Source organism: Caballeronia sp. BR00000012568055, from assembly GCF_029439455.1.
Lineage (GTDB): Bacteria > Pseudomonadota > Gammaproteobacteria > Burkholderiales > Burkholderiaceae > Caballeronia.
The window spans coordinates 198,498-224,570 of sequence record NZ_JAQFVG010000311.1; the positions used below are offsets into that span (position 1 = coordinate 198,498).

A 26,073-nucleotide genomic window follows, 5' to 3' on the forward strand; every position below is an offset into this window, starting at 1 on the left:
TTCCTTGGATATAGTTGGTGTACGGAGTATATTTCGATCCAAGGTGATTCGAGACTACATGGAGGACGACATCATGCAATTTCATCTCAACGGTTTCCGCACGGACGATCCGATGATCGAACCCGCCGCTAAAGGCGCGCCGCGCATCGAGATGCCGGAAGAAGTCGATGTGCTGATCGTTGGCAGCGGACCAGCGGGGCTGGTGCTCGCGGCGCAGTTGTCGCAGTTTCCGTCGATTACCACGCGTATCGTGGAACGTCGCGCGGGGCCGTTGCTGATGGGACAAGCGGATGGCGTCGCGTGCCGCACGGTTGAAATGTTCAATGCGTTCGGACTGAGCGAGCGTCTGCTGCGCGAAGCGTATTGGGTCAACGAGACCGTCTTCTGGCGGCCGGACGCAAATGATCGCGGCGCAATTCGTCGTACCGGACGTGTTCAGGATACCGAAGAAGGTTTGTCGGAGTTTCCGCATGTGATCGTCAATCAGGCGCGCGTGCAGGAATATCTGCTCGATCTGATGCGTCGTTCTGCGAATCGGTTGGAGCCGGATTATGGGCTGGAAGTCGTCGAGATCATGCGCAATGATTCGGATGACTATCCAGTTCATGTCACGTTGCGTCGAAGTGAAAGCGGCGAGCATGTGAAGGTTCGCGCGCGTTATGTCGTCGGTTGCGATGGCGCGCGAAGCGTGGTGCGCACGGCCATCGGACAGACGCTCAAGGGCGATGCCGCGAATCACGCGTGGGGCGTGATGGATGCGCTCGCCGTCACCGACTTTCCCGACATTCGCCTCAAGGCCGCGATTCAATCGGCGAGCAAGGGCAACCTGCTGCTGATTCCGCGCGAAGGCGGTTATCTCGTGCGCTTTTACGTCGATCTCGGCGAAGTGACGCCGGAGAATCGCGACACGATCAAGCAGACCAAGGTGGAGCGCATCATCGAAACGGCGCAACGGATTTTGCACCCCTATACGCTCGATGTGAAAGAGGTCGCGTGGTTCTCGGTGTATGAAGTCGGCCAGCGTCTGACCGAGCGTTTCGACGATGGCGAGTCGCGCGATCCGCGTGTGTTTATCGCCGGCGATGCGTGTCATACGCACAGCGCGAAGGCGGGCCAGGGCATGAACGTATCGATGCAGGACGGCTTCAATCTCGGCTGGAAACTCGGCGCGGTGCTCGAAGGCCGCAGCGATGCGAGCCTCTTGCGCACGTATTCCGATGAACGTCAGCCGGTCGCGCAAGAGCTGATCGACTTCGACAAGGAATGGTCCGCGATGATGGCTGCGCCACCTAAAGATCCGGCGCATCCGGAAGCGGGCGGTGTCGATCCGGCCGAGCTTCAGGCGTACTTCGTTCGTGCCGGCCGATACACCGCAGGCGTGGCGACGCGTTATCGTCCCGGCACGACGTTGACGGGCGAGACGACGCATCAATCGCTTGCGAGCGGCTTCACGATCGGCGCGCGTTTTCATTCATCGCCCGTCGTGCGTATCGCGGATGCCAAACCGATGCATCTCGGTCACGCCGCACGCGCTGATGGCCGCTGGCGTCTCTACGCGTTCTCGGACGCAAGCGGCACAGCGTTCGACGCGCTGTGTACACATGTCGAATCGCTTGCGCGCGCTGTCACGCCACAATATGCCGATGCCGACAGCGTGATCGATCTGCGTGCAGTCTTGCAGACGCCGCATCGCGAAGTGAAGCTGGAGGAATTGCATCGCGCGCTGTTGCCGCGCAAGGGACGCTACGGTCTGATCGACTACGAGAAGGCATTTACGAGCGACGCATCGACTGATATCTTCGATGCGCGCGGTATCGACCGCGAACGGGGCGCGCTGGTGGTCGTGCGTCCCGATCAATACGTGGCGCATGTGCTGCCGCTCGATGCCTTCGATGAACTGAATGCGTTCCTGCGGCCTATTTTGAAATCGCAATCCAACGACTGATCCGAAGACTGACCCGTGGCCGCAAAAAACGATCAACCCGACCCGCTCGCCAAATTCACCGGCAGTCTCGTGCGCCGCGCGCAGCAGCGGCATCTGGCGGTGTGGCAGAGCGAGGTATCGACCGAGATCACGAGCGTGCAGTACGCGGCGCTCGAAATTCTTCAGCGCACGCCGGGCGTGAACCAGCGTCAGTTAGGCGATGAACTCGATGTAGACCGATCGACCATCGCCGATCTCGTCGCGCGGATGGTGCGCAACGAGTTGATCGAACGCACCGACGATCCGGTCGATAAGCGTAGTTACGTGCTGTATCTGACATCGGCGGGAAAGAAGCAGCTTTCGACGCTGAGGCCGCGTGTGGAGGAAGTGGAGCGGATTCTGACCGCGAAGTTGACGGCGGCGGAAGGGCGGGAATTGAGGCGATTGTTGTCGGCGTTGTTGCCAGAGTGATTTCTGCGTGGCTTTTTCAGCGGCTCTACAATCTCGGTACACCGTCGCCACGCATCAAGAAGTCCATCATGAAACGCTTCGCCGCACTCTGCGCCACGGCCTGGTCAGCCGCCGCGCTGCTTTATTTCGGCCAACATTCCGTCGCGTTGATCGTGCTGTCAGGCGTGCTCGTGCTGGCGGGTTTCGATCTGCTAAGGCCCGATACGAACAAGCCGACCTGAACGCGTTTGAACGAGTTTATCGGCGGCGCGGCGCAGCTTCCCAGTTGATATCCACGCACAAGACCTGCAAGCCATAAGGCGTCTGCGCCGCGATCGATGCCGTCACGCACAAGTGCGCCTCGTTGATCGACAGATACGGCGCGGTCAGTTGCACGCGTCCCGGCGCACGCAGCGCCTCGATGAAATACGGCCGGCGCTCCCAGCTCGCGCCTTCCGAATGCAGCAACGGACTAAAGCGTTTTGCACGTTGCGAGGTGCGCACGATCGGCACGACGTTATCGCCGATTTGCCGCCCTGCCTGATCGAGCAGGAAGCAGCGCGCGGTATCGGCGAGTTGCAGCAATTCGCTGGTCGCCGCAATCTGCGATTCACCTTCCATCAGCTTGACCGCCGCACGTTCCAATCCGCTCACGTACGGCTCAAGCCGCGCCGACTGCGCGCGATCCCGCGCCGCGATCCGCTCCCGCGATGCCGCCGTCAGCGCATCGATCACGCTTGCCGCGACCTGGCTATGCACGGCTTCGACGCTCGGCTGTGCAAAATATGCGCCCTGCACGAAATCGACATTGCATTCCAGCGCGAACAACGCCTCGCGTTCCGAGGACAAACCGCCCATCAGCACGAGCTGGCCGGATTCGTGCAATAGCGACACGAGCCGCGGCAACACACGTTCGATATGCGAATGCTCGGTGGCTTGCTGAAGAATGCATCGATCGAGCGTGACGATATCGGGCCGCAGTTGCCACACGCGATCGATATTCGAATGCTTCACGCCGAAGCCATCCAGCGCGATCAGAAAGCCCGACTTGCGCAGCGTATCGACGATTTCGGTGAAGCGCGTGGTCTCGCCGCCCGCCTGTTCGGGCACTTCGAGCACCACGCGCTGCGGCGGCAAACCAATTTCCTTGAGCCCGGAGACGAGCGCATCGCCGTAACTGGTGTCCATCAGCGCGGCGGGATGCAGGCTCAGAAAGAGCCATTCGTCGTGACTGTCGAACGCGTTGAAGTTGCCCAGATGAAGCGATTCCGCCAGCCGCCCGAGTTCGAGCAAATCGCCACGGCGTGCGGCCTGCGTGAACACTTCATGCGACGGCACATGCCGATGCGTATCGTCACGCGCGCGCAACGAGGCGTGATAACCGATCGCGCGCCGATGCGAAACCGAAAACACCGGCTGAAACACGCTGAACACGGTGTATTCGCCATACAGCACGGTGCGACGCGAGCCGTCATCGCCAGCGACGGGGCGCGGCGGGCTGAAGCGGGGAGGGTCGAGGTCAACCATGCTCATGGTGTCGATGTGTCGGTGCGCAGCTTTATTGAGATAGCTCGGCGACAGTTTACCGGAACGAGCTTGCAAAACGATTGAGCAAAAAGTATGCAAATTCAATCGCGGCGCGGCTGGGCGGGCGATTTACCGGCGTAAAGGTACTGCATTTGTGTGTCGAATATGGTCGATGCGGTGCTGCAGGCACCGTATCGGTGCGCCGCGCACGCTGTCAGTTCGATTCAGACGGGTCCGGCTTGCGTTTGACCGAGCGCACTTCGGGCGCGAGCTGCCCGAAAATCCACGCCGTCGCCGCCGTGATGATGCCGACGCACAGGAAAGTCGCATGAAACGCGGGTAGCGAGTTCGTCTCGGTAACGCGCGGCAGAAGTCCTGTGAACGTGGCGAGAATCGCGCCCGCGACGGTCACGCCGAGACTCATCGACAGCATCTGCACGAGCGAGAACAGGCTGTTGCCGCTGCTCGCGCCGCCCGTGCCGAGATCCTTGAGCGTGAGCGTGTTCATCGCGGTGAACTGCATCGAATTGACGGCGCCGAAGATGGCCAGCTGCACGAGGCGCAACCAAAGCGGCTGACTTGCGCTCATCAGGCCGAAGCTCGCCATCATCAAACCGACGAGCACAGTGTTCACCACCAGCACCCGCCGATACCCATGCTTTTCGATCAGCCGCGTCACGAGCCGTTTCGACGCCATGCCCGCAGCGGCGACGGGCAGCATCATCATGCCGGCCTGAAACGGCGTGTAGCCGAGGCTCACTTGCAGCAGCAGCGGAATCAGATAAGGCATCGCGCCACTGCCGATACGCGCGAACAGATTGCCCAGCAAGCCCACGCTGAACGTGTGAATCTTGAACAGATCGAGCGAAAAAATCGGCTGGGCGGCGCGCGTTGCGTGCAGACCGTAGGCGACGAAGCATCCGAACGACAGAATCAGCAGCACGATCACGACGGCGTGTTGCAGACCGAGATCGGCGAGACCATCGAGCGAAATCGTCAGCGCGACCATGCCGATGGCAAGCAGCAGATAACCCGCGAGATCGAAGGGCGCGGTCGCGGGGTTGCGGCTGTCGGGCATATACATATTCGTCGCGATACACCCGACGATGCCGACCGGTACGTTGATCAGAAAGATCCAGTGCCACGATGCAACCTGCACCAGCCAGCCGCCGAGCGTCGGACCGATCAGCGGGCCGATCAGACCGGGAATGGCGACGAACGCCAGCGCCGACAGATAGCGCTCCGCCGGAAACACGCGCAACACGGCCAGCCGCCCGACCGGCAGCAACATCGCGCCGCCCACACCCTGCACCACGCGATACGACACCAGCGCCGTCAGCGATTGCGCCTTTGCACACAACAGCGAGCCGATCGTGAAAATGAGGATCGCGCTCAGAAACACGCGCTTGGTGCCGAGCTTGTCCGCGAGCCAGCCGGAGACGGGAATCATCATCGCCATCGTCAGCGAATAGGCGATCACCACGCCCTGCATGCGCAGCGGCGCTTCGCCGAGACTGCGGGCCATCGCGGGCAGCGCGGTGTTGACGATCGTCGAGTCCAGCGTCTGCATGAAGAAGCCGGTCGCCACGATCCACAGCATGATCGAAAGCGAGCGGTCTGACGGCGTGCCTGCGGTGAGATCGGTCATTTACGAAGTTCGGCGACGAAGTCGTAGTAGTCGTTGCGGCAGTAGGTATCGGTCAGTTCGATCGCGCGGCCATCGGCGGTGTAGCCCACGCGCGTGATGAGCAAGAGCGCATCGTGCGGCGTGATGCTCATTTGCTGCGCGATCTCCTCGCTCGCGTTGACGGCGCGAAAGTGCTGCAAGGCGCGCACGATCGCGAGGCCGCGCGTATCGAGATAGCTGTAGAGCGAATCGCCGATGGCTTGCGGATCGGGAATGCAGGACGCGGGAAACGTGGAATTCTCGACAGCCATAACGATGTCATCGGCCAGACGCAGACGCTTCAGACGCGTGACGGTGGCGGCGGGCGAGAGACCGAGTTGAATGACTTCATCGCGATTGGCCGGCTCGACGGTGCGCGAGAGCCATTGAGAACTCGGCGTGAAACCGCGTCGCCGCAGCATCTCCGAGAAGCTCGACAGACGCGAGAGCGGATCTTCGTAACGCGGCGTGATGAAACTGCCCGCGCCTTGTTCGCGTCGAATCAGCCCTTGCTTGACCAGGAGCGCGATCGCCTTTCTCGATGTGATGCGCGACACGCCGAGCGCATCGGACAACACGCGCTCCGAGGGCAGTGCTTCGCCGGCATTCCAGCGATTGTCGTGAATGGCATCGGCCAGCTTGCGGGCGAGTTGCAGATAGAGCGGAGTGTCGCTTTCCGGGTCCGGGCGCAGTTCGTGCCAGCGGTCTTCCGAGGTCGAGTTCATAAAGCGGACGCAAAGGGGCCAGAGGGGGATTTTAAGACAAACGCACTGGATTCACGGCATGCGTTCTGCCAAGCTGGCTCGTTCGAAAAGGAGAGGGCGATGGAAAAACTAGAAACGCGGCCGTGGGATTCGGCGGAATATCTGAAAACCGAGGCGGACATCGAAGAATTTTTCGATGCCTGTCTGGAGGAAGGCAGAGATGATCCGGCCTTTATGGCGCATGTGCGGGAGGTTATCGCACGCGCACGCCGGAATTTGGGCTGAAGGATCACGCTTCAGCCCTTGAGCGTGGGGCCAAGCCGTCGCCGGCCCACCCACCCCCCGCCCCGCACGCACATAAAGCGCGACCGACAACGCCACCGCCGCAGCCGCCGCCAGCGCCGCGAACAGATAAACCGATCCATACCCGAACTCACCCGCCGCATACCCCGCGAGCGGCCCGGTCAGCCCGAGCGACAAATCGAGAAACACGGAATACGCCGACAGCGCGGCGCCACGGCTCGCCGGAGGCACAAGACCCACCGCCTCAACGCCCAACGCCGGGAAAACCAGCGCGAAACCAAAGCCCGTCAACGCCGCGCCAGCAAGCGCCAAAGTCGGCTCAGCCGCAAGCCACAGCAGCAACAAACCCACGCACTCGAAAGAGAACGACACGATCGCCACGCGGAACCCGCCGAACGTTTTGATCGTGTTGGCGAACAGCAAACGCGCGCCGATAAACATCGTGCCGAAAACGGTCAACGAAAGCGCCGCATTCGGCCAGTTGTGCGCGGCATAGAACAAGGTGATGAACGTGGCGATCGATCCAAACCCGGCCGATCCCAACGCCAATCCCAGGCCATGCGGCAGCACGCGGAAGAACACGCTCCGATACGACATGCGCTCGCCATGCACCACCGGCACCGGCGCCATGCGCGTCGCGAGCCAGTAACCGAGCGCGCCCAACGCAATCACGATCACGCCCAGCGCTGCAAAGCCGATCGAATGTTCGATCGCCACGCCCAGCGGCGCGCCGATCGCCAATGCGCCATACGTCGCGATCCCGTTCCACGAAATCACCTTCGCATTGTGCGATACACCCACGCGCCCGATGCCCCACGTAATCGATCCGGTCCCGACCCAGCTTTCCCCGAAGCCGAGCACGAGCCTTGCGACGACCAGCAGCACGAGACTCACCGCATGCCACTGCGCCGCCAGCGCCGATGCCAGCAGCAACACGCCACTCACCGCGCACGCCGCCAGGCCGTAGAGCACCGTTTTCTTGGGACCGAGCGTGTCGGCAGTGCGGCCGGCGAGCGGGCGGGACGCCAGGGTCGCGAAGTATTGGACGCTGATCGCTGCGCCCGCCATTACCGAGCCGTATCCTAAATCCGTGTGCACGAAGTCCGGCAGCACCGCCAGCGGAATGCCGATCGTCAGATAGCAAAGGAACGTGTACACGACGACCGACACGATTCGAAGCGTGACGGCGAAATCGCCTTGCGGCGCGGTGCGAGGCTCGGAGGACATAGGGAAATTGCGGGGTTGAATTCGGCGCGAAGGCATGATTGTCGCATAGGATGCGGCACCGCGTCGCGCCCGTTTTGTAACCAGATGGGACAAATCGCCTGTCCGAACGGTCGGATGGCGTCGCGCAAAGGCGCGCCAGATAAGGCTTACACGACATATCGGGATAGGAATATGTCGTGCATGCAATGTCACCTATGGGTTATCGATTTTGGCGGTGATAGCTTTCGAATCATCGAGGCGACCGGAATTTTCCGAAAGTCACCTCACCGCAATAACAGCGACACACGCAGCGACAACAGCCACCGGCTGCGCACCCCGCGCAACCAGCAAAAAAGTACCAGAACGCCCCCGAGACAGACTCATGAGCCAGCCGATCCGCTTCTATCACCGCAACGCGATTCAGGAAGTGAGCGATGTGTCCACCACGCGCACCGTCCTCCAATATCTGCGCGAAGACGCGCGCTGCACCGGCACCAAGGAAGGCTGCGCGGAAGGCGATTGCGGCGCGTGCACGGTCGTGATCGGCGAGCCGGACGGCGCGGGCGGCGTCGCGTTCAAGGCGGTCAACGCGTGCGTGCAATTCCTGCCGACGCTCGATGGCCGCGCGCTCTTCACCGTCGAAGATCTGCGCCAGCCGGACGGCTCGCTGCATCCGGTGCAAAAGGCGCTGGTCGATTGCCACGGATCGCAGTGCGGTTTCTGCACGCCCGGTTTCGCCATGTCGATGTTCGCGCTTTACGAAAAGCACGGTCATGCGACCACCGGCTGTTCCGGCGCTTGCGACAAGACCAAACCCACGCGCCAGGAAATCAGCGATGCGCTGACGGGCAATCTGTGCCGCTGCACGGGATACCGGCCGATCATCGAGGCGGCGGAGCAGATGTTCGATCACGCGCCGCTGGCACCGCTCAACGTGCCCGCACTCGCGCGCACGCTCGACAGCCTGAAGCGCGACGACACTTTCCACTACGAACACGCGGGCCGCGCCTTCGACGCGCCGCGCACCGTCGATGCGCTCGCGCAGATCAAAGCCGACAAGCCGGACGTGCGCATTCTCGCGGGCAGCACGGACGTCGGCTTGTGGGTAACCAAGCAACTGCGCGATCTCGGCGATATCGTTTATATCGGGCAGATCGAGTCGTTCAAACAGGTTCGGACGACGGACGAGTGGATCGAGATCGGTGCGGGCGTGTCGGTGGAACGTGCGTATTCTGAGATCGTGAAGATTTATCCGGAGCTGGAAGAAACGCGTCTGCGCTTCGCCTCGCTGCCGATCCGCAATGCGGGCACGCTCGGCGGCAACGTCGCCAACGGCTCGCCGATCGGTGATTCGATGCCCGGCCTGATCGCGTTGAACGCGCGTGTCGTGCTGCATAGCGTGGACGGTCCGCGCGAGATGGCGCTCGAAGATTTGTACATCGCGTATCAGAAGAAGGACATGGCGGAGAACGAATTCGTCGCTGCTTTGAAAGTGCCGACGCGCACCGGCCAGCGCGCGAAGCTGCAATTCCGCGCGTACAAGCTGTCCAAGCGTTTCGACTCGGACATCAGCGCCGTGTACGCCGCGTTTTCGTTTATCGCGGATGGCGACTTTATTCGCGAGCCGCGTCTCGCGTACGGCGGCATGGCCGCGACGCCGAAGCGTGCATCGCACGCCGAAGCAATTTTGAGCGATGCGCAATGGCACGAAGCCACCGCGCAAGCCGCGATGATCGCGCTCGGCAAGGACTACGCGCCGCTCACCGATATGCGTGCCAGCAGCGACTATCGCCTCGACACGGCGAAGAGCCTGCTGTATCGCTTCTGGCTGGAAACGCGGCCGAACAATCCGCTGCCAAAGTCGCAACTGGATGTGCGCGCCATCGAACTGGTCGAAGCGAAATAAGCAAAGGAGAGAACAAATGAATCAGCAAGCCGAAGCCTTTCTCGCCGAAGCCCAGTCGCTCGCGAACGAAGTCGATGATTTCAAGCAGGTCCACGTGTCGCGTCCGCATGAATCGGCGCATCTGCATGTAAGCGGCCGCGCGAGCTATACGGACGATATTCCGGTTATCGCGGGCACGCTGCACGCCGCGCTCGGCACCAGCCCGAAAGCGCACGCAAAAATCGTGTCGATGAACTTCGATGCGGTGCGCGCCACGCCCGGCGTCGTCGCCGTATTCACGGCAGACGATATCCCCGGCACCAACGATTGCGGTCCGATCATCCACGACGATCCGGTGCTGGCGCAGGGCATCGTGCAATACGTCGGCCAGCCGATGTTCATCGTGGTGGCGACATCGCACGATACGGCGCGTCTCGCCGCCCGTCGCGCGAGGCTCGAATTCGAAGACCTCGTGCCGATCCTCACGCCTGCGGATGCGCGCAAGGCCGAATCGTACGTATTGAATCCGCTCAAACTGTCGCGCGGCGATGCGGAAGGCCGCATGTCGAAAGCCGCGCATCACGAACGCGGCGCGATGAAGCTCGGCGGTCAGGAGCAGTTCTATCTCGAAGGCCAGATTGCCTACGCCGTGCCGAAGGACGACGACGGCATGCACGTCTATTGCTCGACGCAGCATCCGACCGAAATGCAGCATCTGGTCGCGCACGTGCTGAACGTGCATTCACATAACGTGCTGGTCGAATGCCGGCGCATGGGCGGCGGATTCGGCGGCAAGGAATCGCAATCCGGTTTGTTCGCGTGCTGCGCGGCGCTGGCAGCGTGGAAGCTGCTGTGCCCGATCAAGCTGCGTCCGGACCGCGACGACGACATGATGATCACCGGCAAGCGCCACGACTTCATCTACGACTTCGAAGTCGGTTACGACGACGACGGCAAGATCGAAGGCGTATCCGTCGATATGACGTCGCGCTGCGGCTTCTCCGCCGACTTGTCCGGCCCGGTGATGACGCGCGCCGTCTGCCACTTCGACAACGCGTACTGGCTGTCGGATGTGAAGATCGAAGGCTATTGCGGCAAGACCAACACGCAGTCGAACACGGCGTTTCGCGGCTTCGGCGGACCGCAGGGCGCGTTCGCGATCGAATACATCATGGACAACGTGGCGCGTTCGGTCGGCCGCGATTCACTCGATGTGCGTCGCGCGAATTTCTACGGCAAGACGGAGAACAACCAGACGCCGTACGGACAGACCGTCGAAGACAACGTGATTCACGAGTTGATCGCCGAGTTGGAAGAGACCAGCGATTACCGCAAGCGTCGCGCCGAGATCGACGCGTTCAACGCGAACAACGAGATTCTGAAGAAGGGCATGGCGCTGACGCCGGTGAAATTCGGCATCGCTTTCAATGTGACGCACTTCAATCAGGCCGGCGCGCTGGTTCACATCTATACCGATGGCTCGATGCTCGTGAATCACGGCGGCACCGAAATGGGCCAGGGTTTGAACACGAAGGTTGCGCAAGTCGTGGCGCATGAACTTGGCGTGGACTTCGAGCGCGTGCGCGTGACGGCGACGGATACGAGCAAGGTCGCGAATACATCGGCGACGGCGGCATCGACGGGAACGGATTTGAACGGCAAGGCCGCGCAGGATGCGGCGCGCCAGTTGCGTGAACGGCTCGCTAAGTTTGCCGCGGAGAAGTTCGGCGGCGGACAGGTGGCGCCGGAGCAAGTGCGCTTTGCGAACGACCGCGTGATCGTCGGCAACGATGCGATTCCGTTCGGCGAAGTCGTGCAGAAGGCGTATCTCGCGCGCGTGCAGTTGTGGTCCGACGGCTTCTACGCCACGCCCAAACTCTACTGGGATCAGGCGACGATGCAGGGTCGTCCGTTCTTCTACTACTCGTACGGCGCGGCGGTTTCAGAAGTCGTGATCGATACGCTCACCGGCGAAATGCGCGTGCTGCGTGCGGATGCGTTGCATGACGTCGGTGCATCGCTGAATCCGGCTTTGGACAAGGGGCAAGTGGAAGGCGCGTTCGTGCAGGGCATGGGCTGGCTGACCACGGAAGAACTCTGGTGGAACGATAAGGGCAAGCTGATGACGCACGCGCCGTCCACGTACAAGATTCCGACTACGAACGATATGCCTGCGGACTTCCGCGTCGATCTGTTCAAGAATCGGAACGTGGAGGACAGTATTCATCGCTCGAAGGCTGTCGGCGAGCCGCCGTTGCTGCTGCCGTTCTCCGTGTTCTTCGCCATCCGCGATGCGGTTTCGGCTGTGGGTGAGCATCGCGTGAATCCGCCGTTGAATGCGCCGGCGACGGCCGAAGAGATTCTCAAGGCCGTGAATGCGGTGAGGAGCGCGCGGTCATGATGCACGTCGTGTTGTTCGGCGCGGGGCATGTGGGGCACGCGCTCGTGAAAGTGCTGGGCACGCTGCCGTGCGTCGTGCAATGGGTCGATGCGCGGGATGAGCTTTTTCCTGACGAGGTGCCGGCCAATGTGCAGATCGAGGCTACGGACTTGCCTGACGTCATTGTCGATGAGGCTCCGGCGGGGGCTTACTTCATCGTCATGACGCATGATCATGCGCTGGATTTTTCTTTGACTCAGCGGATTATGCGGCGTGAGGACTTTGCGTACTTCGGGCTGATTGGATCGGCGACCAAGCGGGTTAAGTTTGAGCGGCGGTTGGTGGAACGCGGGGTTCCGGCTGAGCGGTTGCCGGAGATTACCTGTCCTATTGGCGTCGAAGGGATTGTCGATAAGGCGCCTTGGTCGATTGGGCTGGCTGTTGCGGCGCAACTGTTGCGCGTGCGGGAGATGACGGCTCGGTTTGGTCGTATTGGTTATGCCGCTGGCGCTGTTGGGTGCTGATTCTTTTTTGGGTTTGGTTTATGCAGTAGCCGCCTCCCCGGCGGGGGGGTAACTTTCTTTGCTGCTGCAAAGAAAGTCACCAAAGAAAGCAGCTTTTTCAACCAGACACTGCACGTTGAAAGGGCAAGTGGATTAATAGGCTCTCTAGGTAACAATAGCCCGCCGCCACGGAGGCCTGCCCGGCCTGTCAGGGAATAGGGACGGTCTGGTTTAAGCACCTCTGTGTCCTAAGCAGAGCGGTTCGCGCTCATGCTTCCAGCGTGCGCGCCCTGCGCGCCGCTGGGCGCTAATCGAAGGAACCCGGCAGAGAACCGAGACAGCGCCAAAGCAAATGGCAACGCACAAACGCTATTCGGCCCAACGCCGTTTAGCGCTCCTGTTCCCTCACGCCTCAAAGTAACGGTAGGGCCGAATAGCGTTTAAACGATGACGCTTGTTCATTCGTGATACTACTCATTCTCTGTGTTTCCCTTGCAAACCCCTACGGCGATGGCGCGTGAGCGCCGGACACGCCGCGCGGATGAGCGCGTGCCGCTTTGTTAAGGAAAAAGAGGTGCTTGTAGGTGCGTACCGAGCACTTGACAGGCCGGGCAGGCCTCCGTGGCGGCGGGCTATTGTTACCGAGAGAGCCTATTAATCCACTTGCCGTTTCAAGAGGCAGTGTCCGGTTGAAAAAGCTGCTTTCTTTGGTGACTTTCTTTGCAGCAGCAAAGAAAGTGATCCCCCGCCGGGGAGGCCGCTACTGAATAAACCAAACAACAACCAGCAGCAGCACCCAAAAAAATCAACCCAACAACCCATTCCCAGCCCGAAACCTCCCAGGCGCAACACCATAAAGCTCCTTAAAGCGTTTAGAAAACGCCGCTTCGGATTGGTAACCAACATCAGCCGCCACATCAGCGATACTCTTTTTAGTCCGCGTAAGCATAGTACTGGCAAGCTGCATCCTCACATGCCCAAGCAACGCCAGCGGCGAACTATCCGAATGCGCCGAAAACGCCCGCATATAAGTCGCACGCGACATGGCCGCTTCCTTAGCGAGCAATTCCAAAGTCCAGGGATCAGCCGGCCGTTCGAGCATGGCAATAATCGAAGCCCCCAACCGCCGATTAGCGAGCAGCCCCAACACACCCGCCACGGAAGGCTGCCCCACGAGCCACGCACGCAACACCATCGTAAAAAGCGCGGTTGATAAAGCCGTAACGATAGACGGTGCGCCCAGCTGCGCATCCTGCGATTCCCGCCGCATCGCCATGACTAGCGGCTCGAGATACGGCGCGCTCTCGCTGGAAAACGATACGCGCACCACATCCGGCAGCACATCGATCAGCAACGCGCGCGGCGCATAGAAGAAGCGGCCGCATAGCAAATCGAGATGCGCGCCGCTTTCGCTGCTATTGCTCTTGACGGTAACGACGCCGTTGTCCTTATTCTTAAGCGCAGAAACGCGTCCAGAACCCGCCTCGATACTCAACACATGCGCATCGCCACGCGGCAAAAAGAAGATATCGCCCGCATTGAGTTCGAGCGGCGGCTGACCTTGCCGCAAAACCTTGCACGTGCCATCGAGCACGACGTGATACGTCGCTTCACCGGCCGCCGCATGCGGATGATCCACTTCTAGCGGCCCGCCCAAAAAGCAGCGCAAATCGAGCGCGCCAGAAAGATTGGCAAGCTGAATCAGACGGTCGAGAGCGTCCATATCGGCGATAGCAGCGAAAGAGATTCGATACTACCGGAGACGCGTGCTACTCGTGAATCACCGCGACATCGTTGTCCGCACGCACGAGCGCAGCAGTCTTTTTACCAGTCAACGTCTCCGATACATTCGACATCAACGCCCGCAGCCAAGCCACGTCAGTCGGCTGATCGGGCTGCGGCAAAGTCAGTTGATAGCACTTGATACGCGGAAACGGCACCGGCGAATCCAGCACCGCGAGCGGCAGTATCGACGCGTAATGCTGCGCAAAACGGCGCGGAGCGGTGAAGATGAGGTCCGATTGCATCAGCACTTGCGGCACTAATCCGAAATACGGAATCGTCGCAACGATACGGCGTTTCACGCCCGCTTTCGCCAGCCCGATGTCGATCGGATGACGCCTGCCGCCGCTATACGGCGTAGGCGCAAGATGCGCGGCCACCGCATAGCGTTCGAGCGTCAAAGGCTCGCGCGCGAACGGATGATTCGCGCGCATCAGGCAGACGAATACATCGGAGAACAAATCCTGCCGTTCGAAACGCGGCTCCGGCTTCGTCCAATTCGCGACCATCAGATCGATTTCGCCATGGTCGAGCATGCGCTCGTGATCGCGCATCGGCGCAAGCGATTCGATTTCAAGACGCGCGTGCGGCGCGGCATCGCGGAAAGCGGCGATCAGCGTCGGCATGAAGAAATCGTTCAGATAATCCGGCGCGGCGATGCGGAACGTGCGGCGCGAACTCGCGGCATCGAAATCGCCGTGCGGCGTGGCGACGAATTCGACTTCGCGCAGCGCGCGTTGCGCCGGCGCGAGCAAGGACTCGCCGTATTCGGTCGGCACCATGCCTTGCTTGCCGCGCACGAGAATCGGGTCGCCCAGAATCTCGCGCAGACGACGCAGCGCCGTGCTGATCGCCGGCTGAGTCTGATTCAGCCGCTGCGCGGTCTGCGTGACGCTGCGCTCCTGCAACAAAGTGCGCAGCACGCGGATAAGCCAGATATCGAGTGAATCGGCGGGATCGTTCATGGCCAGAAGCGGTTGAAAACGGGCAGGCGCGCGCACGCCGACCGACGGCGCGCGCGTCTGAAAACGCCCGCCGTCATCGAAGATTCACGCAGCCTAAGCCGAAGTTAAACGCTTATCTCATTTTGACGCCATAGCGCATGCGCTATTTACGGCATTTCCGGCCGCATTTAGCTGAAATCGGCGTCGGTCGGGGCCATCGGCAGTGTGCTGATGCGCTTGACTTCCGCCGCGTCCAGCCAGTTCGGCGAGCGCGCCACCCACAGCACCATCGGCAAGGTGTCTTCGCCCCAGAAAATCTGTTCGTTGACCACGAAAGTCGGCACGCCCCATACGCCCGCGGCCACCGCGCGGTCATCGTTGGCGCGGAGTTTGGCCTTCACGTCTTCATCGTCGATGCGCGCTTCCGCCTCCGGCATGCCCACGCGCTCGCACAAGGCGCGAAAGCCTTCCGCCGATGAACAATCGCGCCCTTCGCGCCAGATGTAGCGAAAGATATCGCGCACGATCGTAATGTCGCCGTCAGCGAGCGCCGCCAGACGCAACGCTTTACTCGGATCGAACGGATGCGCGGGCGGCATCTTGAACGGAATGCCCAGTTGCTCGGCGCGGAACAGCGCGTGCCGATAGGTGAAGACGCGCTTGGAGGGAATCGTAGTCGCGTGTGGCTGGCCCCAGCGGTCGAGCAGCTTCAGCAACTGAACTGGCACGAGTTCGAACGGCATGTCAGGCCATTTTTCGTGCTGCTCCAGCAAGAGATACGAGAACGGCGAGATGAAATCGAAGAAAAAGTACGGATGACCGGAATCGGCCGAATGCTGGGCCTTCATGTTCTTGCTCTCCCTTGCTCTGGCCGCGCGCCGGGCGCATCGGCCTTCATCCATTGTTCGTTATTTGTCCGCCGCCGCTTCTGTGCCGAGCCGCTTTGAGTTCGCTTCTTCTCTGATATTACGTGTTGCCGAAAATCCGCGCTCTGCGTTCAAGCGTGCGATTGCGCCGTCACAGGCTCGTCTTCTTCGTTCGATGCCACCGGCGCCTGCGCCAGCCGCTGTCGCACGAAGCCGATATGTTCGCGCAGCACGTAAAACTGATCGGCAAACGCGAGCGGCATTTTCATGCGATTCACCGCCGTTTCGATTGCGTCGATGCGTTCGAGCAAGGCATCGCGCTGCGACGCTTCCGGCCCGCTGATCGCCTCGCGCTCGATCGCGATCAGCGCGCCGTACCAGCGATAGATCCGCGACTTCACGCGCCATCGATATAAACCCGGCACCAGCCGCAAGCCCGGAATCAGCACCACGATCAGCGGCACCAGCACCACCAGCACGCGATCCGCGAGACTCGCGACCCAGAAGGGCAACGTGCGATACAGGAAGCTCTTGCCCGACTTGTAGTAGCGCTCGGCGTTATCGCTGATGCGGAATTCGTGGACCAGCGGCGCGGGAAACTCGTTCGCGCGTTGCAGCAGATTCGCGCGGCTGTGCACCTCGCGCGCCGCTTCGATCAGCAGATCGGACAGCGCCGGATGCAGGCTGTCGCGCGCGACGAGTTCGGCGGTCGGCGCGATCGTGTGGACCGGGCGCGGCGGCAGATTGCGGGCGAAGTCGAATGCGCCCATCGGGAATTCCATCATCGTGAGATAGGGGAAGCGGCGCGCGTAGGCATCGGCTTGCGAGAAGTCCATGAAGCGGATGCCGGGCGTGCGCAGCAGTTTGGCCATCGTCGGCGGCTGAGCGGAATCGCCGGTGAGGAACACGGCATCGACATCGCCGTTTTCGAGCGCTTTGGCGGCTTCGTCGCCTGAGAGCGGCAGCAGTTCCGTCTCGCCACCCGGTTCTATGCCGTTCGCCTTCAGCAGTTGCAGCGACAACACGCGCGTGCCGCTGCCTTCCGCGCCGATCGCGAGCCGCTTGCCTTTGAGTTCGGACAGACGCGTCACCAGCGCCCCGCGATAAAACACCGCGAGCGGCACGTACGACACGCTCCCAAGCGATTCCAGATGATCGTGCGTCGTGCCCGGCTGCGTCATGCCGCCTTGAACGAACCCGACATCGACATTCGAATTCGGGTTTTCCAGCCGCGTGAGATTGTCGAGCGAGCCTTGCGTTTCAAGCACGTTCAGCGTCACGCGATTACGCGCGAGGATGGTCTTGTACTTCTGCGCGCTGTTCCAGAAAAAGCTGCCCTTCGGACCGGCGGCGATGGTCAGCGTGCTGGGCGGCGCGGGCTGGATCAGCCGCACGGCCAGATAAATCACCGCGATGCAGACGAGCAGAATGGGGCCGAAGGTCAGCGCGAGATCGCGCCACGAGATCGCCACGAATCGCGCGACGATGCGCGGCTGGGGTCGGCGGCGCGTGCTTTGCACGTCCGATTCGGTATCCGGATCGCGTTTTGAAGGCTGGGTCATCTCGTTGTGATCGTGATACGTCGAGGGAGGCCGCGAGCTTAACCGATCGTGGCGCAGCGAAGCCGGTCGTGCCGTCGATGGTACATGAGTTCGAAGTGACTTCGACGCGCCGCCGGCGAGCATCGGCAGTGTGACAGGCGCGTGTCGGCTGTTGCGCGCTTGTATATCGCGCGGGGCCGTGTCGTTAAATGTTTTGCGCTAATGGCCGCGCTGGGCTAAATTGACGTTCGCCGCAGCACGTAAGGAAAACCACGCGTTGCAGCCCGGCATTTGGGTTGTTGATAGCGTGCCGTGCATCACGTGCCGTGCAGCAAATCGCAAAGCCATATATAAGTAGTCGAGCCGACGGGCACCGTACCCGGACACCGGCCAAAGTTTGTTTCTTCCGCAAGCCTCTCGCAGTACCGCATTGCAGCAACAGGCCGTCTCATGGCTTGTTGACCGCCGCTCTCCGTGCCGACCCGCCGGAGCGCGCACGGGCGGGTACGCGCACATCGCTTATCCGGCCGCTTTCTGCATGCGGTCCGTTTTGAAGTGCAACTAGAAAGTGAAAAGCGAGCGAAGTAGCAAGGCAACTGTGCGAAGTCAACAAACGTAACAAAAGGAGAAGGAGAAACCATGAGAGCAGTCGATCTGTTGAAGGCGCTGGGCGTTGTGGTGTGCGTCGCAGTGGCATCGAGCGCCTATGCCCAAGCGAGCGATACGGCCGCCCCTGATTCCGCGGCAACGGCCAAGGCTCAGAAATCGGCGACCAAGAAGACCGACCGCAAGCTCGGTTACGACGTACGCCGTGCGCTGTCCAAGGCGCAGGGCTTCGATGTATCCAACGTGTTCGTGCGTGCCCGTGGCGGCGCGGTGACGCTGACCGGCACGGTGCCGGAAGGTGGCCAGATCGAACAGGCGGCGGAAGTCGCGAAGGGCGTGCCGGGCGTGAAGTCGGTGTCGAACAAGATCACGCTGGGCGTGCAGGGCGGCGGAGGCTAAGCCGCATTTGAGCTTCGCCTGACACGACGTGACCGGCGGCGCGCGCGAGTGCGCTGCTCGGGCGTGATTGTGTCTGTTGAAATCGAACGGGTTTCGGTGTGATGCACCGAGGCCCGTTTGTCGTTTACGCGCGTGCCTTGCGCGTGCCTTTTGTGTCAGCTTATGCCAGCAGAACTAAGGAAAGTTAAGGAGCGACAGAAAAGGCAATACGCGCAATACTTGACGAGCAGCTTGCAGTTTTCGCATCACATCACTCCAAAAACGATAGCGGAGACGTTCGATGAAGAAACTCGCGTTCTTGTGTGCAGCGGCGCTGGCCATGCTGTCCGGCTGTCACGGCGGCGACGACGATAACAACAACGGCACGCCAACCAACAACCTTCCCGGCTTCGTTTCAGGCTCAGTCAACTCGCAAACTTACGATGGCAATACCGACGACCTGCTGACCGCCGGCCTCGGCAAAACCGGCCTCGCATCCGCGACCGCGCCGTCGATCGCCAACGCGGCATCGCCGACGGCGGCGGAACTGCGCAGGCTCGCGATCTGGTCGAACTATCGCGCGTTGGTGGATATGTCGTCGAACGGCGGCTACGGACGCTTCTGGGGGCCGAACGTCGATCTGAACGGTAACGATACGCTCGGCGAAGGCAAGATCGCGGGCAAGGAATACCTCGCTTTCGCCGACGATGGCAGCGGTATACAGAACGTCAGCCTGATGGTGCAGATTCCGGCGAGCTTCAATCCGGATCAGCCGTGCATCGTCACAGCGACATCGTCGGGATCGCGGGGCATTTATGGCGCGATATCGGCCGCGGGCGAGTGGGGGCTGAAGCGCGGCTGCGCGGTCGCGTACACCGATAAAGGCAGCGGCAACGGCGCGCAGGAAATCGCGACGGGTCTTGTCACGCAGATCGACGGCACGCTCGCCAACACGACGCTTGTCGGCAACAAGGCCATCTTCAAGGCGAACGTCAGCACCTCGGCGCTGGCTTCGTACAACAGCAGCTTTCCGAATCGCTATGCGTTCAAGCACGCGCATTCGCAGCAGAACCCGGAAGCGAGCTGGGGCAAGAACACCTTGCAGGCGATCCAGTTCGCTTACTGGGCGCTCAACGACATGTTCGGCGCGGTCAACGGCTCGTCCCATTCCGTTCGATACGGCAAGGGCAGCATCACGACCATCGCGGCATCGGTGAGCAATGGCGGCGGGGCGGCGCTGGCGGCAGCGGAGCAGGATACGGATGGCTGGATCACGGCGGTCGTGGTCGGCGAGCCGCAGATCAATATCAACATGCCGTCGCAGGTTTCGGTGCGGCAGGGCGGCGTGCCGGTCGGATCGTTCGGGCGTCCGCTCGCGGATTACATGACCACGGCCAACCTGATGCAACCGTGCGCCGCATTGGCGACGGCGGCAGCGGGTTCGCCTTATCTGACCGCGTTACCGCTCGCGATCACCAACGCCATTCGCACCGCGCGATGCACATCGCTTGCGGCGGCAGGACTGATCGCTGGGGGCGATACGCAGACGCAGGCGAACAACGCGCTCATCGCGCTGCATCAGGCGGGCTATCAATCGGATTCCGACACGCTCCAAGCCCCGATGTGGGATTCGCAAGCCGTGCCCGCCGTGGCCGTCACGTATGCCAACGCGTATATGAAGGCGAGCGTCGTCGATAACCTTTGCAACTTCAGCTTCGGCACCACGAGCGCGACGGGCGCAGCAGGCGTTCCCGCAGCCGTCGCGCCGATGCCCACGGTCTTCGGCAACGGCAATGGCGTGCCGCCGACCAACGGCATCAACCTCGTCTACAACTCGGGCACGAGCGGCGCGGCCGATCATCGGCTCGCGACGGCTGACGGGAGCTATGGCGGCGCGCTGTGTCTGCGCGCGCTCTGGACGCAAGGCAGCGCGACGATGGTATCGAGCGTGAACGCTATCCGCGTGAATGCGAATTTGCGCGGCAAACCGGCGATCATCGTGCAGGGACGCGCGGATGCGCTGGTGCCGATCAACCACGCATCGCGTCCGTATCTCGGCGCGAATCAGGTGGCGGAGGGCAACAAGAGCCAACTATCGCTCTATGAGATCACCAACGGTCAGCACTTCGATGCGTTCCTCAGCGTCGCCGGTTTCGATACACGCTTTATCCCGGTTCACTACTACAACCTTCAGGCGCTGAATCTGATGTGGGCGCATCTGAAGAACAACGCGCCGCTGCCGCCGTCGCAAGTGGTGCGCACGGTCGCGCGCGGCGGCACGGCGGGCGCAGCGCCCGCGCTGACGACGGCGAATCTGCCGGCGATTGCGCAGAGTCCCGGCGCGAACGCGATCAACGTGAGCGGCGGGATCGTGAACGTGCCGAACTGATGCGTTATTGCGGCGGCGCGGACGCAGCGATTGCGCCCGATGCCGCCACCGCTTCGGCTTGCCGCTTCGTCGCGGCGATGGCCTCGGACGCCTGAATCGCCGTGGCGGCGGCGGGCGTTTGCACGACGATCGGCGTCGGCGTCAGCTCGGGCGAACTCACGATCAGCGATGGCGCGAGCGGCTTGCTCTTCACGTCATCGCCCGCGACGGGTGAGCTGCGCGGCACCGTGTTCAGGTAATGGCCCATCAGATTGAAGAAGCGATCGTAGAACTTGCCTGCGGGCACGGTTTCGCTGGAGATTTTGACCATCGCATCGCTGTTCGAGCGGATCGGCAGTGAGAGCGAGCCGAGCACGCTCAAACCCACGCTCGCCGATGTATCGCTTTTCTTGAGCGCGTAACCGTCCTGCACTGCATTCACATACGCGATGCTCGTATTCGTCGTGTTCTCGCCCGCCGTGCACACCACGTGGAACGATACGACCACGTGCTGATCGGCGGTTGGCTGGAAATTCTTGGTGGCATCGACGGTATCGGCCTGGGCGGTGGTCGTCAGAAAGCCTTGCGAGAGCAGCGCGCGACGGGCGGCTTCGCAGGTTTCGTTGACGGTGGCGTCGAAGTTATGCGCGAACGGACTCGGGCCGGAGCTGAACAACTCCTGCTGATAGCTCGGCGTGGTGGAGGCGCGCCCACCGCACGCAGCGAGCGCGAGCAATCCGAGCGAAGCGAATATCAGACGGAACGAATTCGGGATAAGCATGAGCGATACAAATTGGATGACGGCGGCAGACCGAAATTGTAGTGCGCTCAGGGTAGTCGATGAAAAATCGCGTGCGTTTCTATCGATAAATAGTTGATCCGCAAGCGAAAAGCCCGGCACGTTCGCCGGACTTTCTTTTCGATGCTGTCGCCAGGGGCGAAGCTTACGGGCGATTGAAATCAACCGGATTCGCATCAGCCTGCGGACGCACGATTCGGCTCAGAAAGTTCGAATGCACGACGTGACCCGAAGCCGAACTGCCTTCGCTTGCGCCGCCGTAGGACGAAGCGGCCGGTTGCGCATTCACGCGCGCTTCTGCTGCCTGAATGTTGGCGGGATAGGTGGTTTGATCGCTGGCGGGGTTGTAGCCGGCGCGTTCGAGTTGAACCAGATTGGCCTTCACTTCGGCGCGGGTGACGGGACCATCTTCGCGTGCTTGTGCAAGAGCCGGAACTGCAAGAGCGGAAGCGATGACAAGAGCCGGAACGAGAGACTTGAACATGATGAACCTCCGAAAACTCATTTGAGGGAACGTTGCGGGTGAGGAGTCTTGCTCTTCACTGCGTCGTCGTTGAAATGCAGTCTAGGCTTCGGCGGTCTAGGTAAAAACCCTTGGTAAGCAAAGTCTGAATTCCGGATTTGGCATTAATCGTGTCGATGGGGCGATGCAGGCTGATAGTCGCCGACCGTGTCGCGTGAAATAAGGCATAGCGAATCGCCGGGCTGTGCTTCCGCCCGGCGTTCAAGGTCTTCAGATTGGCATCACGCAAACGCACTGCTCATGTGAAGCGTTCCATTCACGCCCGCCGGAAAGAACCCGCCTTGCGTCACCGCCCCCTTGTTGAGATAGACGATGTTGAGCACGTCGTCGTAACTTCGGCTAAACGCAATACCGTTGCTATCCAGCGGGACGATGTTGGAGATCTGCGCGTTCGCGCCCGCTATGCCTTGGTCGTCGTCGCTCGATGAATCGAGTGAGTCACGGGCGTCCGAGATGGCTTGCGTCGCGGTGATAAGACTCGGCGTTTGCATCCCTTTCGAGTACAGCACCGTTCTAACGAGGCCCGCGTGATAGGCCTCGGCGGCAAGGATGCCCGCCGCCGCTTCGAGATAGGTCTTGTTGGTGATGAGCGGGGACGCGCCCTTGTAGGCGGTGACGCCCACGTCCTCGAAGATAAACGCGCCGAGCAGAAAGTTGTTGTCGTTCAGGTACGGATTGAAGGCGGTGCCCGCCGGTGCGAGGCCCGCAGCCTGTGCGGCGAGTGAAAACGCGCCGTTGGGATCGGTGCCGCCGACATCGAGCGCGGGCATCGCGACGGCGGAAGCGCCCAAAGCGGTTCGCAAGAACGTGACGTGCTCCAGTTCGTCCTTGGCAATCTCGCGCGCATAGGCTGCCACGACGGGATCCGAGAACGTGACCTGCTGGCCGGGAACCACCTTGCCGGGTGTGCCAACGCCTGTCATCAGATTCGCCGGCAGTCCTGATCCGGTCGTCGCGTAGGCATAAAAAGTTGCTTCTAGATACTCGAGATTGAGCGCGAAGTTCAGGATTTCTGCGTCGGTTGGCCCCGTCGCTGCGTTTGCGTTATCCCCCGAACCGCCGCCGCAGGCACCCAGTATGGTTCCGCCGATCAGACCCAGTCCGAGCCCTCCGGCGCTTCTGAAAAATTGCCGGCGTTTTTCGCGCCGCTCGACGCGCCGTCCAAGTGCTGCCATCACCACCGTATCGTCACGCATGGCCGTTTCCTTGATAAATATGAGATGTACGGCGGCTTTGCTGATTGAATCGGCAAGTAGTCGCCGTTCGTTTGTATCGGATCAGCAGTGGTGAGCAGACCGGTCGCAATGCCTGGCAGCCACGATCACGCTACGAGCGAGGAAGCCGCGAAAGATGCGAGCCGTAACAGAAACTTTCACTTGCGGTTCTGGTCAGGTCACTTTACGAAACGCGTTCTCCGCGTTCGGAAAAAAGCGACAGACGGAATTCGCGTCGAGCGGCGCGCCCGGCTCCATCAACGCGCGATAAATCGCCATCACAGGGATTCCCCCGCCGTCCCCTCCTTGAAATTGTCAAAACCCATCCATATAATTGGCACTCACTGCACGAGAGTGCTAACAGACTCGCCGTTGGGTGGGTTTGTCTCACCAGACGGGTTTTTCCCGCGTTTTCAGTCTCATTCAAGAGAGGAGTGTGTATGAACCTTCGTCCTTTGCACGATCGCGTCATCGTCAAGCGTCTGGACCAGGAAACCAAGACCGCATCGGGCATCGTGATCCCGGAAGCAGCGGCAGAAAAGCCGGATCAAGGCGAAGTCCTGGCCATCGGCCCGGGCAAGCGCGATGACAAGGGCGCGCAAATCGCCCTCGACGTGAAGGTCGGTGACCGCGTGCTGTTCGGCAAGTACGCCGGCCAGACCGTCAAGGTCGACGGGCAGGAACTGCTCGTCATGCGCGAAGAAGACATCATGGCCGTTCTGGTTAAGTAAGCATCCTTCCTGCATCGGGTTTCGCGCGAATATCCGCAGCGGACCCGGCAAACTGAATCGAATCAAGGAGTTTGGATATGGCAGCTAAAGAAGTCACGTTCGGCGATTCCGCACGCGCCAAGATGGTCGAAGGCGTGAACATCCTGGCCAACGCGGTCAAGGTCACGCTCGGTCCGAAGGGCCGCAATGTCGTGCTCGAGCGCTCGTTCGGCGGCCCGACGGTCACCAAGGACGGTGTCTCGGTCGCGAAGGAAATCGAACTGAAGGACAAGCTCCAGAACATGGGCGCGCAAATGGTCAAGGAAGTTGCTTCTAAGACCAGCGACAACGCCGGCGACGGCACGACGACGGCTACGGTTCTGGCTCAGTCGATCGTTCGCGAAGGCATGAAGTACGTTGCATCGGGCATGAACCCGATGGATCTGAAGCGCGGTATCGACAAGGCGGTTGCTGCTGCGATCGAAGAACTGCGCAAGATCAGCAAGCCCTGCACGACCAACAAGGAAATCGCGCAAGTCGGCTCGATCTCGGCAAACAGCGACACGTCCATCGGTGATCGCATTGCTGAAGCAATGGACAAGGTCGGCAAGGAAGGCGTCATCACCGTCGAAGACGGCAAGTCGCTCGAAGACGAACTCGACGTCGTCGAAGGTATGCAGTTCGACCGCGGCTACCTGTCGCCGTACTTCATCAACAATCCGGACAAGCAAGTTGCCGTGCTCGACAACCCGTTCGTGCTGTTGCACGACAAGAAGGTGTCGAACATCCGCGATCTGCTGCCGGTACTGGAACAAGTCGCGAAGGCTGGCCGTCCGCTGCTGATCATCGCTGAAGACGTCGAAGGCGAAGCGCTCGCAACGCTGGTTGTGAACAACATCCGTGGCATTCTGAAGACGGTTGCTGTCAAGGCTCCGGGCTTCGGCGATCGCCGCAAGGCCATGCTGGAAGACATCGCGATCCTGACCGGCGGTCAAGTCGTCGCGGAAGAAACCGGCCTCACGCTCGAAAAGGCAACGCTGGCTGAACTGGGCCAGGCGAAGCGTATCGAAGTGGGCAAGGAAAACACCACGATTATCGATGGCGCTGGCGAAGCCGTGAACATCGAAGCGCGCGTGAAGCAAGTGCGCAAGCAGATCGAAGAAGCGACGTCGGACTATGACCGTGAAAAGCTGCAAGAGCGCGTGGCCAAGCTGGCTGGCGGTGTTGCCGTGATCAAGGTCGGCGCTGCGACCGAAGTCGAAATGAAGGAAAAGAAGGCACGTGTCGAAGACGCACTGCACGCAACGCGCGCAGCTGTGGAAGAAGGCATCGTGGCTGGCGGCGGCGTTGCGCTGATCCGCGCTCGCCGTGCAATCGACGGCCTGAAGGGTGCAAACGCTGACCAAGACGCCGGTATCAAGATCGTTCTGCGTGCAATGGAAGAACCGCTGCGCCAGATCGTCACTAACGGCGGCGAAGAAGCATCGGTCGTGGTGGCAGCAGTGGCCCAAGGTTCGGGCAACTACGGCTACAACGCGGCAACGGGCGAGTACGGTGACCTGGTGGAAGCCGGTGTCGTCGATCCGACCAAGGTGACGCGCACGGCGCTGCAAAACGCGGCATCGGTGGCAGGTCTGCTGCTGACGACCGACGCAGCCGTCGCTGAACTGCCGAAGGACGACGCTCCGATGCCTGGCGGTATGCCCGGCGGCATGGGCGGCATGGGCATGGACATGTAATATCGGTCCAATGATGCGAGCTTCGAAAGAGGCTCGCGTCATGCCAAAAGAAAAC

At 61.2% G+C, this 26,073-nt stretch carries 21 protein-coding genes; 10 read left to right on the plus strand and 11 right to left on the minus strand.

The genetic code is table 11. The features are described from left to right. Positions 1–73 precede the first annotated feature (73 nt). The 3 genes from P7F28_RS23310 (at position 74) to P7F28_RS23320 (ending at position 2,616) form a co-directional block, all read left to right on the plus strand. Positions 74–1,945 carry an FAD-binding monooxygenase gene (locus P7F28_RS23310; RefSeq protein ID WP_277187128.1) on the plus strand — a complete coding sequence of 624 codons (1,872 nt, stop codon included), beginning with the start codon at positions 74–76 and terminating at the stop codon, positions 1,943–1,945. Between the two features lie 15 nt (positions 1,946–1,960). After that, on the plus strand, positions 1,961–2,395 hold the full coding sequence (locus P7F28_RS23315) for a MarR family transcriptional regulator (RefSeq protein WP_277187129.1): 435 nt from the start codon (positions 1,961–1,963) through the stop codon (positions 2,393–2,395). Positions 2,396–2,463: 68 nt separating this feature from the next. After that, a complete protein-coding gene (locus P7F28_RS23320; RefSeq protein WP_277187130.1) occupies positions 2,464–2,616 on the plus strand; it encodes a hypothetical protein in 153 nt (50 codons plus the stop codon). 16 nt (positions 2,617–2,632) lie between these two features. On the opposite strand, the gene P7F28_RS23325 is transcribed toward P7F28_RS23320, so the two are convergent. The 4 genes from P7F28_RS23325 to P7F28_RS23345 all read right to left on the minus strand — a co-directional run bounded on the left by P7F28_RS23325 (position 2,633) and on the right by P7F28_RS23345 (position 7,801). Continuing rightward, positions 2,633–3,907 (minus strand): EAL domain-containing protein, encoded by a 1,275-nt coding sequence (locus P7F28_RS23325; protein WP_277187131.1) that lies wholly within the window; start codon positions 3,905–3,907, stop codon positions 2,633–2,635. A 208-nt stretch (positions 3,908–4,115) separates the two neighbouring features. Further along, positions 4,116–5,549, minus strand: coding sequence for a multidrug transporter subunit MdtD (gene mdtD, locus P7F28_RS23330; protein ID WP_277187132.1), 1,434 nt, complete (start codon positions 5,547–5,549; stop codon positions 4,116–4,118). Continuing rightward, positions 5,546–6,292, minus strand: a complete 747-nt coding sequence (locus P7F28_RS23335; protein WP_277187133.1) for a GntR family transcriptional regulator — start codon at positions 6,290–6,292, stop codon at positions 5,546–5,548. The genes mdtD and P7F28_RS23335 overlap by 4 nt, the downstream gene beginning before the upstream one ends. 108 nt (positions 6,293–6,400) lie before the next feature. Then, positions 6,401–7,801: an MFS transporter gene (locus P7F28_RS23345; RefSeq protein WP_370467386.1), complete on the minus strand. Its 1,401-nt coding sequence runs from the start codon at positions 7,799–7,801 to the stop codon at positions 6,401–6,403. Positions 7,802–8,162: 361 nt separating this feature from the next. Here P7F28_RS23345 and xdhA point away from each other — a divergent pair, with 361 nt between their 5' ends. Genes xdhA through xdhC form a run of 3 tightly spaced genes read left to right on the plus strand, consistent with a single transcriptional unit; the run spans position 8,163 to position 12,569 of the window. Further along, positions 8,163–9,686 carry a xanthine dehydrogenase small subunit gene (xdhA, locus tag P7F28_RS23350; RefSeq protein WP_277187134.1) on the plus strand — a complete coding sequence of 508 codons (1,524 nt, stop codon included), beginning with the start codon at positions 8,163–8,165 and terminating at the stop codon, positions 9,684–9,686. Positions 9,687–9,702: 16 nt separating this feature from the next. Next, positions 9,703–12,066 (plus strand): xanthine dehydrogenase molybdopterin binding subunit, encoded by a 2,364-nt coding sequence (gene xdhB / locus P7F28_RS23355; protein ID WP_277187135.1) that lies wholly within the window; start codon positions 9,703–9,705, stop codon positions 12,064–12,066. Beyond that, positions 12,063–12,569 (plus strand): xanthine dehydrogenase accessory protein XdhC, encoded by a 507-nt coding sequence (gene xdhC, locus P7F28_RS23360; protein WP_277187136.1) that lies wholly within the window; start codon positions 12,063–12,065, stop codon positions 12,567–12,569. Before xdhB ends, xdhC begins: the two co-directional genes overlap by 4 nt. Before the next feature lie 784 nt (positions 12,570–13,353). Here xdhC and P7F28_RS23365 read toward each other — a convergent pair. From P7F28_RS23365 to P7F28_RS23380, 4 genes are all read right to left on the minus strand, one after another. Next, positions 13,354–14,271 carry an AraC family transcriptional regulator gene (locus tag P7F28_RS23365; protein WP_277187137.1) on the minus strand — a complete coding sequence of 306 codons (918 nt, stop codon included), beginning with the start codon at positions 14,269–14,271 and terminating at the stop codon, positions 13,354–13,356. 46 nt (positions 14,272–14,317) lie between these two features. Beyond that, positions 14,318–15,295 carry a LysR family transcriptional regulator gene (locus P7F28_RS23370; RefSeq protein WP_277187138.1) on the minus strand — a complete coding sequence of 326 codons (978 nt, stop codon included), beginning with the start codon at positions 15,293–15,295 and terminating at the stop codon, positions 14,318–14,320. A gap of 167 nt (positions 15,296–15,462) precedes the next feature. Next, positions 15,463–16,122, minus strand: coding sequence for a 2-hydroxychromene-2-carboxylate isomerase (locus tag P7F28_RS23375; protein ID WP_277187139.1), 660 nt, complete (start codon positions 16,120–16,122; stop codon positions 15,463–15,465). Between the two features lie 149 nt (positions 16,123–16,271). Then, entirely contained in the window at positions 16,272–17,702 is a 1,431-nt protein-coding gene (locus P7F28_RS23380) for a TAXI family TRAP transporter solute-binding subunit (protein ID WP_277187140.1), read from the minus strand. Between the two features lie 618 nt (positions 17,703–18,320). On the opposite strand from P7F28_RS23380, the gene P7F28_RS23385 reads away from it, so the two are divergent. After that, positions 18,321–18,686, plus strand: coding sequence for a BON domain-containing protein (locus P7F28_RS23385; protein ID WP_277187141.1), 366 nt, complete (start codon positions 18,321–18,323; stop codon positions 18,684–18,686). Between the two features lie 280 nt (positions 18,687–18,966). Next, positions 18,967–21,054 carry a D-(-)-3-hydroxybutyrate oligomer hydrolase gene (locus P7F28_RS23390; RefSeq protein WP_370467387.1) on the plus strand — a complete coding sequence of 696 codons (2,088 nt, stop codon included), beginning with the start codon at positions 18,967–18,969 and terminating at the stop codon, positions 21,052–21,054. Positions 21,055–21,058: 4 nt separating this feature from the next. Here P7F28_RS23390 and P7F28_RS23395 read toward each other — a convergent pair whose 3' ends face one another. From P7F28_RS23395 to P7F28_RS23405, 3 genes are all read right to left on the minus strand, one after another. Next, a complete protein-coding gene (locus tag P7F28_RS23395) occupies positions 21,059–21,814 on the minus strand; it encodes a DUF2242 domain-containing protein (protein WP_277187142.1) in 756 nt (251 codons plus the stop codon). A 163-nt stretch (positions 21,815–21,977) separates the two neighbouring features. After that, entirely contained in the window at positions 21,978–22,316 is a 339-nt protein-coding gene (locus P7F28_RS23400) for a DUF4148 domain-containing protein (RefSeq protein WP_277187143.1), read from the minus strand. A 260-nt stretch (positions 22,317–22,576) separates the two neighbouring features. Further along, complete coding sequence (locus tag P7F28_RS23405; RefSeq protein WP_277187144.1) at positions 22,577–23,551, minus strand: ferritin-like domain-containing protein; 975 nt, start codon at positions 23,549–23,551, stop codon at positions 22,577–22,579. A gap of 458 nt (positions 23,552–24,009) precedes the next feature. Here P7F28_RS23405 and P7F28_RS23410 point away from each other — a divergent pair, with 458 nt between their 5' ends. Both P7F28_RS23410 and groL read left to right on the plus strand, forming a co-directional pair. Then, positions 24,010–24,300: a co-chaperone GroES gene (locus tag P7F28_RS23410; RefSeq protein WP_006999126.1), complete on the plus strand. Its 291-nt coding sequence runs from the start codon at positions 24,010–24,012 to the stop codon at positions 24,298–24,300. Between the two features lie 77 nt (positions 24,301–24,377). Then, positions 24,378–26,018: a chaperonin GroEL gene (gene groL / locus P7F28_RS23415; RefSeq protein WP_277187145.1), complete on the plus strand. Its 1,641-nt coding sequence runs from the start codon at positions 24,378–24,380 to the stop codon at positions 26,016–26,018. The last annotated feature ends 55 nt before the right edge of the window (positions 26,019–26,073 follow it).

Bases quoted from the DNA above. Each gene is read 5' to 3' on its own strand.
- groL (WP_277187145.1), top strand. From the start codon at position 24,378: ATGGCAGCTAAAGAAGTCACGTTCGGCGATTCCGCACGCGCCAAGATG.
- mdtD (WP_277187132.1), bottom strand. From the start codon at position 5,549: ATGACCGATCTCACCGCAGGCACGCCGTCAGACCGCTCGCTTTCGATC.
- P7F28_RS23405 (WP_277187144.1), bottom strand. From the start codon at position 23,551: ATGCGTGACGATACGGTGGTGATGGCAGCACTTGGACGGCGCGTCGAG.
- P7F28_RS23370 (WP_277187138.1), bottom strand. From the start codon at position 15,295: ATGAACGATCCCGCCGATTCACTCGATATCTGGCTTATCCGCGTGCTG.
- xdhB (WP_277187135.1), top strand. From the start codon at position 9,703: ATGAATCAGCAAGCCGAAGCCTTTCTCGCCGAAGCCCAGTCGCTCGCG.
- P7F28_RS23385 (WP_277187141.1), top strand. From the start codon at position 18,321: ATGAGAGCAGTCGATCTGTTGAAGGCGCTGGGCGTTGTGGTGTGCGTC.
- P7F28_RS23395 (WP_277187142.1), bottom strand. From the start codon at position 21,814: ATGCTTATCCCGAATTCGTTCCGTCTGATATTCGCTTCGCTCGGATTG.
- P7F28_RS23310 (WP_277187128.1), top strand. From the start codon at position 74: ATGCAATTTCATCTCAACGGTTTCCGCACGGACGATCCGATGATCGAA.
- P7F28_RS23400 (WP_277187143.1), bottom strand. From the start codon at position 22,316: ATGTTCAAGTCTCTCGTTCCGGCTCTTGTCATCGCTTCCGCTCTTGCA.
- P7F28_RS23325 (WP_277187131.1), bottom strand. From the start codon at position 3,907: ATGAGCATGGTTGACCTCGACCCTCCCCGCTTCAGCCCGCCGCGCCCC.
- P7F28_RS23345 (WP_370467386.1), bottom strand. From the start codon at position 7,801: ATGTCCTCCGAGCCTCGCACCGCGCCGCAAGGCGATTTCGCCGTCACG.
- P7F28_RS23335 (WP_277187133.1), bottom strand. From the start codon at position 6,292: ATGAACTCGACCTCGGAAGACCGCTGGCACGAACTGCGCCCGGACCCG.
- P7F28_RS23375 (WP_277187139.1), bottom strand. From the start codon at position 16,122: ATGAAGGCCCAGCATTCGGCCGATTCCGGTCATCCGTACTTTTTCTTC.
- P7F28_RS23410 (WP_006999126.1), top strand. From the start codon at position 24,010: ATGAACCTTCGTCCTTTGCACGATCGCGTCATCGTCAAGCGTCTGGAC.
- xdhC (WP_277187136.1), top strand. From the start codon at position 12,063: ATGATGCACGTCGTGTTGTTCGGCGCGGGGCATGTGGGGCACGCGCTC.
- P7F28_RS23365 (WP_277187137.1), bottom strand. From the start codon at position 14,271: ATGGACGCTCTCGACCGTCTGATTCAGCTTGCCAATCTTTCTGGCGCG.
- P7F28_RS23380 (WP_277187140.1), bottom strand. From the start codon at position 17,702: ATGACCCAGCCTTCAAAACGCGATCCGGATACCGAATCGGACGTGCAA.
- P7F28_RS23320 (WP_277187130.1), top strand. From the start codon at position 2,464: ATGAAACGCTTCGCCGCACTCTGCGCCACGGCCTGGTCAGCCGCCGCG.
- xdhA (WP_277187134.1), top strand. From the start codon at position 8,163: ATGAGCCAGCCGATCCGCTTCTATCACCGCAACGCGATTCAGGAAGTG.
- P7F28_RS23390 (WP_370467387.1), top strand. From the start codon at position 18,967: ATGAAGAAACTCGCGTTCTTGTGTGCAGCGGCGCTGGCCATGCTGTCC.